The following is a 9376-nucleotide window of genomic DNA, read 5'->3' on the forward strand; positions in this document are numbered from 1 at the left end:
TCGTCCAGCAGCAGGACGGGCTGCGCCTTCTGGCCGAATTCAGGATCGGCCAGCCGCCCGACCTGGGCCAGGATCAGGTTCAGCACCAAGGCCTTCTGCTCGCCCGAAGACCCCTCGGCGGCGGGCCGGTTCTTCTCGCGGTGCAGGGCCGTCAGGTCCGAGCGATGCGGCCCGAACAGCGAGCGTCCGGCGGCGGCGTCGCGCCCCCGCGCCCGCACAAAGCCCTCGCCCAGCATCCCGACGATGTCGGCCTCGTCCGCCCCCGCCGCCGCCATCGCCTCGGCCTCGCCGGTCAGGCCTAGGTCGGCCTGGGGAAAGGGCCGGTCGCCGCGCGCGTCGATGCCGGCTTGCAGCGCCGTCAGGGCCCGCGTCCGCGCCGTCGCCGCCCGCGCCCCGGCCTCGGACAGCCGCGCCTCAAGCGCGTCCAGCCACAGGGGGTCGGCGGGCTTGCCTTCCGCCCCGTCGGTCAGCAGCCGCAACCGCTCCCTCAACGCCTTTTCATAGGCCGAAACCGTCGCCGCATGATCAGGGTCAGCCGCAAACACCAGCCGGTCGAAGAACCTCAGCCGCGCCGCCCGCGCGTCGGAAAACAGCCGGTCCTGCTCCGGCGTGGCCCAGACCGGGCGCAGATGGTCCAGCAGCCGCCCCGGCGGGGCCGTCTCGCCGTCGATGCGGACGATGCGCCTTGCCGCCCCCGGCGTCTGCACCCCGGTGCCCAGACGCACCTCTTCGCCCTCTTCATCCAGCGTGACCATGACCGCCCAGGCCCGCCCCACGGCCTCGCCCGGCTCACGCCGCCCCATCTCCTGCGCCGTCGCCCCGCGCAGGCCCTTGCCGGGGGTCAGCAGACTGATGGCCTCCAGCAGATTGGTCTTGCCCGCCCCGTTCGGCCCATGCAGCACCACGGCCCCGCCGGAAACCGGCAGGCTGGCGCTCGCATAGGAACGGAAGTCGGTGAGAGCGAGGGAGCGGATCATGCGTGGGTCAGCAGATACACCGATTTGGAAGCTAAACGCCCCCTAAGAAACCCGCTCACCCCGGCGGACGCCGGGGTCCAGTGAGAGCCAGACACGCCGCGCTTGCAGCCAAAGGACTGGATCCCGGCGTCCGCCGGGATGAGCGGTAGATTTGGTTCAGCCCACACCTTCAAAGCAATGTCGGAAGCAGATCGTCCCAACACGGATTCATCTGCTCGATCAGGTCGAGCTTCCATGCTCGCCGCCATTCCTTGATCTGGCGCTCACGGCGAAAAGCCTCGTCGCGCGTGCCGTGGAGCTCATACCAGACTAGGCGCGAAACCCCATACTTGGCGGTGAAGCCGCCACGCAGCTTCTCGCGATGCTCGACGACCCGCTTCAGCAGGTCGTCGGTCGATCCGGTATAGAGGACGCCGTTGCGACGACCGGCCAGGATGTAGGTGTAGAAATACATCCAACCTCCCGACCCGGCGCTCACTTTTTCTGCGGGGCTTAGACCCGCAGCGGCATCAACACGTACTGCACGCCCGGATCGGCCGGATCGAGCACCAGGGTCGGGCTGGCCGGGTCGGCGAATTTGAAGTGGGCGGTTTCGCCGGTGATCTGACCGGCGACGTCCAGCAGATAGCGGGCGTTGAAGCCGATCTCGAAGGGCTCTTCGGAATAGCCGATCTCGACCTCTTCCTCGGCCTGGCCGGCTTCCATGTTGCGGACGGTCAGCTTCACCCGGTCATTGTCGAAGGCCAGCTTCACCGAGCGGCTCTTTTCCGCCGAGATGGTGGCGACGCGGTCGACGGCCTTGGCGAACAGGGCGTTGTCGATGTCGGCCTGCTTGTCGTTGCCCTTGGGGATCACGCGCAGATAGTCGGGGAAGGCGCCGTCGATGACCTTGGAGGTCAGGCTGGCCTGGCCGAACTCGAAGCGGATCTTCTGGGCCGAGACCTGGACCTCGACCGGGCCGTTTCCGTCGTCCAGCAGGCGGCGGACCTGATCAATGGTCTTGCGCGGCACGATGACGCCGGGACCGCCCGCCGCGCCTTCCGGCGCCGGGGTCTCGGCCAGGGCCAGACGGTGACCGTCAGTGGCCACGGCGCGCAGCAGCGGCACGCCGCCCTCCGCCACCGTGTGCAGATAGAGGCCGTTCAGATAATAGCGGGTCTCTTCGGTCGAGACGGCGAAGCGGGTCTTGTCGATCAGACGCGCCAGGTCTTCCTTGGGCAGGGAATAGCGCGCGCCCGTGGATTCCGTCGACATGATCGGGAAGTCGCCGGCCGGCAGGACCGGCAGGTTGAACTTGGACCGACCCGCCGAGATCACCAGGCGCGGATCGTCGCCCGAATAGGTCAGTGAGACCTCGGCGCCGTCCGGCAGCTTCTTGACGATTTCGTACAGGGTGTGGGCCGAGGCCGTGATCTGGCCCTCGACGTTCACCTGGGCCTCGGCCTCGTCCACCATCTCCATGTCGAGATCGGTGGCGGCGAAGGCCAGCCGGTCGCGTCCGGCGCTCAACAGCACGTTCGACAGAATCGGAATGGTGTTGCGGCGCTCGACCACGCTCTGAACGTGCCCGAGGGCTTTCAGGAGCGCGGAACGTTCGATGGTCAGCTGCATGTGGTCTCGCCCGGGCCGCGACGCCTTCATCAGCGTCGCCGTAAGGATGGTCGGGAACACTAGCGCATTGAGCGGCGGGGGCAACGGGGGGCCGACATCCTGCGACGTCTGCCCCCGCTATCCACAGGCTAACCGTGGACGAAACCTTATCCGCGCAGCTTGCGGGTCAGGGCTTCCACGTCGCGTGCGATCTGCTCTTCCTTCGGCATCAGCTCTTCGATCTTGCGCACGCCGTGCAGGACGGTCGTGTGATCGCGCCCGCCGAAGCGACGGCCGATGTCGGGATAGGACCGGGTCGTATGCTGCTTGCACAGGTACATGGCGATCTGGCGCGGGCGGGCGATGGCGCGGGTGCGGCGCTCGCTCAGCAGATCGGCCTGCTTCAGGTTGAAGTGGTCGGCGACCGTCTTCTGGATCTCATCCACGGTGATGCGGCGCTCGGGTCCGCCGCGCAGGGCGACGCCCAGCAGGCTCTGCGCCTCGTCCACGCCCAGGGTCGACAGACGGGCGCCGGCGACGGCGGCCAGGGTGTTCACGGCGCCTTCCAGCTCACGCATCGAGCCCGGCGTGCGGTCCACCAGATGTTCCAGCACGTCGGTGCGGGCCTGGCCCGAGACCACGCCCAGCTTGGCCAGGGCGTTCAGACGCGACTGGGCCACGGCGATCTTCAGAGTGCGGTCGGCGGCTTCGACCGGGCAGGTCAGGCCGGCGGCCAGGTGGCTGCGCAGACGCGGCTCGACGTCGGTCAGGGCGGTCGGGGCGCGGTCGGCCGACAGGACGATGCGTTTGCCGTCCTCAATCAGCGAGGTCAGGGTGTTGAGCAGTTCTTCCTGGGTGCTCGTCTTGCCGCCGACGAACTGGACGTCGTCCAGCAGCAGCATGTCGGCCGAGCGCAGACTCTCCTTGAAGGCCGCGGTCGAGCGGTCCTGCATGGCGCGCACGAAGGTCGAGAGGAAGCGCTCGGCGGTCAGATAGACCACCTTGGCGTCCGGGCGCAGACGCTGCGCCTCCCAGGCGATGGCGTTCAACAGGTGGGTCTTGCCGTAGCCGTAGGGGCCGCAGAAGAAGACCGGGTTGAAGTGGCCGTCGGCCCAGCTGGCCACCTGCTTGGCGATGGCGAAGGCGAAGGCGTTGCCCTGGCCTTCGACGAAGCTGTCGAACGTCAGACGCTCTTGCAGGCCGGCGGCGCGCACGGCGCGGGCGCCGTCGGTCGAGGGGGCGAAGGCGGAGGCGCTGATGGCCGAGGCCGGAACCGAAGGCGCGACCACGCCGCCGACCGAGGCCAGGCGCGGGGCCTCGCCGGCGGGGAAGGCGGTGGCCGGGGCGGGCGAGCCCACCTCGGCGCGGCAACGGACGTCCAGACGGCGCGACAGGCCGTCCAGGCCCAGCCACAGCTCGTTCATGCGACGCAGGGCGTTCTTGCGCACCCAGTCCCGCGCATAGGCGGTCGGCGTCACCAGGATCAGATTGCCCGAAGCGTCCAGCCGCACGGCCGACGGCGCGATGTAGCTGCTGAACGGCCCGTCGCCGATCTCGGTCTTCAGGCGGCCCGCCGCCTCAGTCCAGATACGGTCCGGATCCGTCATGCCCGTCATCGCGCCCCCCAAATTCGTCAAAACACACCCGCCAAGAGTTAGAACCACCGAACCAACACACAACGAAGGCGACCGCCGGGACGACTTCTCCGGTCCCGAAAAGCCGAGGCTTCGCAGGTGGGGTCATACTCACGGACAGACGTCTCCCGCCGGCGGAAACCATTGATTTCCCCCGTCTTCATCCAGATTGGGATGGAAGTGCGTTACAGGCCAAAACTTACCCGCCGCACGCCGGAGATCAACGCTGATTCGAGTCGAGATTCGCACTTAAATTGTTTGACTCCGGCAAACCTCGGCAGTGCTTGGGAAAACGGCTATTTCGCCCCAATTCCGAACGCCGGATTCTGTCGGAGACTTAGCGCCAGACAGCAAGACGGCGAGGGAGCTTGCGCTTCCTCGCCGTTGAAATCGCTAGATTATCTTGCGACAACCCTGTTACGGGTCGTCCGAACGCCTCAGATGACGTCGTTTGACAAGGGCGTGAAAGCCCGTCCGCGACGCCGTCTAAATCAGGCGGCCGACAGCTTCTTCAGCTGGGCGGCCAGGCGCGAAACCTTGCGCGAGCCGGTGTTCTTGTGAACCACGCCCTTGGACACGGCGCGCATCAGTTCCGACTGAGCCGTGATGAAGGCGGCCTTGGCGGCGGCGGCGTCGCCGCCCGTCAGGGCTTCCTGGAACTTACGCAGGTAAGTACGGACGCGGGTGCGGCGGGCCTTGTTTACTTCGGTCCGCGCTTCGATCTTGCGGATCGCCTTGCGGGCGCCTGCATTGTTGGCCATCGGGTAAAACCTTCGAACGAAAACGCCGCGAACCCACGTCCACGGCGAGGAAATCTCAAGAGCGGGCGGCTATAGCGGAAAGGCTCCGGCCGGTCAACGCGACCCGGCCGGAATTGAATCACAGCCTGGGTTTCAGCGCCCCCTGAAGACGGGTTTGCGCTTCTCGACGAAGGCGGCCATCCCCTCCTTCTGATCCTCGAAGGCGAACAGGGAGTGGAACAGTCGGCGCTCGAACACCACCCCTTGCGTCAGGGTGGTCTCGAAGGCGGCGTTGACGAGCTCCTTGTTGGCCATGACCGCCAGGATCGACTGGCCGGCGATCTTGGCCGCCGCCGCCCGCGCCTCGTCCAGCAGGGCGTCGGACGCCACCACGCGCGAAACCAAGCCGGCCCGCTCGGCCTCGGCGGCGTCCATCATCCGCCCGGTCAGGCACATGTCCATCGCCTTGGCCTTGCCCACGGCGCGGGTCAGGCGCTGCGAGCCGCCGATGCCGGGGGCCACGCCCAGGTTGATCTCGGGCTGGCCGAACTTGGCCGTCTCCGAGGCGATGATGAAGTCGCACAGCATGGCCAGTTCGCAGCCGCCGCCCAGGGCATAGCCCGACACCGCCGCGATGATCGGCTTGCGGAAGCCAGCCACCCGGTCATGGGCGCGGGCGAAGAAGTTGCCGCGGTACATGTCGGCATAGGCCTGGTCCGCCATCTCCTTGATGTCGGCGCCGGCGGCGAAGGCCTTCACCGAGCCCGTCAGGACGATGCAGCGCACGCTGTCATCGTCGGCCACGCTCTCCAGGAAGTCGCCGAGCTCGCCGGTCAGGGTGGTGTTCAGCGCGTTCAGCGCCTCGGGCCGGTTCAGGGTGACGACCGCATAGCCGTCCGCGTGGCGTTCGATCAGCAGGGTGGAATAGGCGTCGGCCATCAGGCGCTCCTCTATATCTTTCGAGGCAGGTCTAGCGCCTCAGCCCGCCCACTGGAACACCCGCGCCCTAACCCTTCTGGCAGACCGGACAGAAGAAGGTCGAACGCCCGCCCTGCACCACCCGCGCCACCACGCTGGAACAGCCTTCGGTCCGGCACGGCTCGCCCTCGCGGCCATAGACGTCGAAGCGATGCTGGAAATAGCCCTGCCCGCCCTCGACATTGGCGAAGTCCTTCAGCGTCGATCCCCCCGCCGTGATGGCGTCGGCCAGGACATTCCTCACCTCGGTCGCCAGCCGCTCCAGCCGCTCCAGCCGGGGCCGGCTGACCCTGCCCGCCGGCGTCAACGGCGAGATGCGGGCGCGGTACAGCGCCTCGCACACATAGATATTGCCCAGCCCCGCCACATTCCTCTGGTCCAGCAGGCTGACCTTGATGTTCTGCGCCTTGCCGGCGAAGACCTCGCCCAGATGGGCGGCGGAAAAGCCGTTGCCCAGGGGCTCCGGCCCCAGACCCGCAAACCAGACGTGACCCTCCAGTCCTTCAGTCGGGATCAGCCCCATGAAGCCGAACCGCCGCGCGTCGGCATAGCCCAGCCGCGTCAGCACCCCGCCCCGCTCGGCGGTCAGGCTCATGTGCTCGTGCTTGCCCGCGACCGGCGCGTCGGTCTCGAAACGTCCCGGCGCCACGCCCTCCAGGGTGAAGCGTCCGGTCATGCCCAGATGCGTCACCCAGGTCTCGCCGGTCGACAACGGGAACAGCAGATACTTGGCTCGTCGATCCAGCCGCAGCACCGTCGCCCCGTCCAGCCGCTCGACGAAGCGCTCGGGAAAGGGAAAGCGCAGGTCCGGCCGGTTCTGACGCGCCGCCGTCAGCCGCGCCCCCTCCAGCACCGGCTCCAGACCCCGCCGCACGGTTTCAACTTCAGGCAATTCAGGCATGACGAACATCTAGCCCCTCTCACCTTGCGGGAGAAGGAAGATGACGGCGCGCCTTCAATCCTCCGCCCCCCGTTGTCACAGCGCCGCTTTCCGGCTTACCTCCGGCGCGACACACGGAAAGAGCCCCGCATGACAGACAGTCCTCCCAGCACCGGCAAACGCATCGAGCTGACCATCCGCGCCCTGATCCTGGGCTGCTTGCTGGCGGCGGTGTTTACGGCGGCCAACACCTATCTGGGCCTGAAGGTCGGCCTGACCTTCGCCTCGGCCATTCCGGCGGCGGTCATCTCCATGGCCCTGCTGCGCGCCTTCAAGGGCTCGACCATCTGGGAGAACATGACGGTTCAGACTGTCGCCTCGGTCGGCGGCGCCATGAGCTCGATCATCTTCGTCCTGCCCGGCCTGGTCATGATCGGCTGGTGGATGAACTTCCCCTTCTGGGAGTCGGTGATGATCTGCATCCTCGGCGGCGTCCTGGGGGTGACCTTCTCCATCCCGCTGCGCCGGACCCTGGTGGTGCAGGGCGGTCTTCCCTACCCCGAGGGCGTCGCCGCCGCCGAGGTTCTGAAGGTCGGCTCGCCCGGCGCCGATGAATCCGAAAGCGCCGTGCGCGAGAACCGCTCGGGTCTGGTCGTCGTGGTCGGCAGCGCCATCGCCTCCGCCTTCTTCGCCTTCCTGGCCTCGGCCCGCGTCTTCGCCGCCGAAACCACCGCCTTCCTGCGCCTGCCCGCCGCGCTCGGCGGCGGCGCCACCGGCGTCGGCTTCTCGATGCAGTTCGCCCTTCTGGGCGCCGGCCACCTGATCGGTCTGGCCGTCGGCCTGACCCAGTTGTTCGGCCTGGTCCTGGCCTGGCTGATCTTCGTCCCCATCCTGACCTCGCCCGAGTTCGTGGCCTGGGCCGCGGCCCACGGCGTGCCCTCCATCGCCGCCTCGCTTCCGGCCGGAGCCCCGGCTGAAGAACTGGCCATGACGGTCTGGGCCAAGGAAGTCCGCTTCATCGGCGCCGGCGTCATCGGCGTCGCCGCCCTGTGGACCCTGTTCAAGCTGGCCAAGCCCCTGGTCGCCGGTCTCGTCTCGGCCCTGGCCGCGCAGAGCAAGCGCGCCCACGGCGAGGTTCTGGACCGCACCGAGCAGGACATCCCGATCAAGATCGTCGGCCTGCTGTCCGTCGCCGCCCTGGTCGGCATCGGCGTCCTGCTGGCCCTGTTCACCCAGGGCACGACCCTGGCCGCCTCCGCCCCCATCCTGGTCATCGGCGGGCTGATCTATGTCGTGGTCATCGGCTTCGCCGTGGCCGCCATCTGCGGCTACATGGCCGGCCTGATCGGCTCGTCCAACAGCCCGGTTTCCGGCGTCGGCATCCTGGCCATCGTCATCGCCTCCCTGCTGATGCTGGCTGTCATGGCCATCGCCAAGGTGCCGGCGGACCCGTCGATCATCGCCTTCGCCCTGATCGTCACCTCCATCGTCTTCGCCGTCGCCGTCATCTCCAACGACAACCTGCAGGACCTGAAGACCGGCCAGCTGGTCGAGGCCACGCCATGGCGTCAGCAGACGGCCCTGCTGGTCGGCGTCGTCGCCGGCGCCCTGGTCATCCCCTTCGTTCTGGACATGATGAACCAGGCCTTCGGCTTCGAAGGCGGCCCGCCCGCCATCGTCGAAGGCGCCCAGACCCTGGCCGCGCCGCAGGCCACCCTGATCTCGGCCCTGGCCAAGGGCGTCATCAGCGGCGAGCTGCGCTGGGACCTGATCGGTATCGGCGCCCTGGTCGGCGTCGGCGTCATCATCCTCGACATCGTCCTGCGCGGCGCGACGAAGGACAAGGTCAAGCTGCCGCCTCTGGCCGCCGGCATCGGCGTCTATCTGCCGGCCGCCGTCACCACCATGCTGGTCGTCGGCGCCGTCTGCGGTTGGGTCTATGACAGGTGGATCTCCACGACCCGCTTCGCCGACGTCGGCCGTCGCATGGGCGTGCTGCTCGCCTCGGGCCTGATCGTGGGCGAGAGCCTGTTCGGCGTCTTCACCGCCGCCGTCATCGTCAGCACGAAGAACGAAGCGCCGTTCGCGCTTCTGCCCAAGGACACGATGTGGCCGGCCATGCTGGCGGGCGTCGTCGTCTTCGCCGCCCTGACCTTCGCTCTCTACTCGTGGATCCGCAGCCGCTCGGCCAAGGTCTAAAACCTCTAAAGCGCGGAAGCGAAAACTTCCGCCGCCCTACTGGGCCGCCTTTCGCGGTGGCGCAGCAGATTAAACGGCCGCTCGGGCAGATCGAGCGGCAGACGAACCAGCCGCCCCGCCTCGATCAGAGGCTGGGCGGCCAGTTCCGAAATCGCCGTCACCAGCCCCCCCGCCGCCACCGCTGACAGGATGGCCTCGTTGGACGGCAGGGTCAGAACCGCCCGCAAGCTGCCCGCCACGCCGCGCGGCAAGGCCGCCTCGAACTCGCTCCGCGTGCCCGACCCCTCTTCCCGCAAGGCCCAGTCCAGCGCCTTCAGCTCCGCCGCCGACAGGGCCTCGGCCCGCCCCGCCAGCCCATGCCCCGGCGCCGCCACCACC

Annotated in this window: 9 protein-coding genes; 1 reads left to right on the forward strand and 8 read right to left on the reverse strand. The window is 68.1% G+C overall.

Annotated elements, in window-relative coordinates; translation table 11 throughout:
* The 7 genes from recF to mutM all read right to left on the reverse strand — a co-directional run.
* The coding region (gene recF / locus HX774_RS17965) for a DNA replication/repair protein RecF (protein WP_178828822.1) at positions 1-977 on the reverse strand (977 nt) is incomplete at its 3' end.
* A 169-nt stretch (positions 978-1146) separates the two neighbouring features.
* Entirely contained in the window at positions 1147-1431 is a 285-nt protein-coding gene (locus tag HX774_RS17970) for a GIY-YIG nuclease family protein (protein WP_178828823.1), read from the reverse strand.
* Between the two features lie 38 nt (positions 1432-1469).
* A complete protein-coding gene (gene dnaN, locus HX774_RS17975) occupies positions 1470-2588 on the reverse strand; it encodes a DNA polymerase III subunit beta (protein ID WP_114817930.1) in 1119 nt (372 codons plus the stop codon).
* Positions 2589-2734: 146 nt separating this feature from the next.
* The gene (gene dnaA / locus HX774_RS17980; RefSeq protein WP_178828824.1) at positions 2735-4183 is read right to left on the reverse strand and encodes a chromosomal replication initiator protein DnaA; all 1449 of its coding nucleotides are present in this window, start codon (positions 4181-4183) and stop codon (positions 2735-2737) included.
* Positions 4184-4692: 509 nt separating this feature from the next.
* On the reverse strand, positions 4693-4962 hold the full coding sequence (rpsT, locus tag HX774_RS17985) for a 30S ribosomal protein S20 (RefSeq protein ID WP_114817932.1): 270 nt from the start codon (positions 4960-4962) through the stop codon (positions 4693-4695).
* Between the two features lie 132 nt (positions 4963-5094).
* The gene (locus HX774_RS17990) at positions 5095-5880 is read right to left on the reverse strand and encodes an enoyl-CoA hydratase (protein ID WP_178828825.1); all 786 of its coding nucleotides are present in this window, start codon (positions 5878-5880) and stop codon (positions 5095-5097) included.
* A gap of 67 nt (positions 5881-5947) precedes the next feature.
* Entirely contained in the window at positions 5948-6820 is an 873-nt protein-coding gene (gene mutM, locus HX774_RS17995; RefSeq protein ID WP_178828826.1) for a bifunctional DNA-formamidopyrimidine glycosylase/DNA-(apurinic or apyrimidinic site) lyase, read from the reverse strand.
* Positions 6821-6949: 129 nt separating this feature from the next.
* On the opposite strand from mutM, the gene HX774_RS18000 reads away from it, so the two are divergent.
* Entirely contained in the window at positions 6950-8998 is a 2049-nt protein-coding gene (locus tag HX774_RS18000; RefSeq protein WP_114817934.1) for an OPT family oligopeptide transporter, read from the forward strand.
* A gap of 5 nt (positions 8999-9003) precedes the next feature.
* Here HX774_RS18000 and HX774_RS18005 read toward each other — a convergent pair.
* On the reverse strand, positions 9004-9376 hold a 373-nt coding region (locus HX774_RS18005), incomplete at its 5' end, for a LysR substrate-binding domain-containing protein (protein WP_255500540.1).

The organism is Brevundimonas sp. P7753, from assembly GCF_013386595.1.
Lineage (GTDB): Bacteria > Pseudomonadota > Alphaproteobacteria > Caulobacterales > Caulobacteraceae > Brevundimonas > Brevundimonas bullata.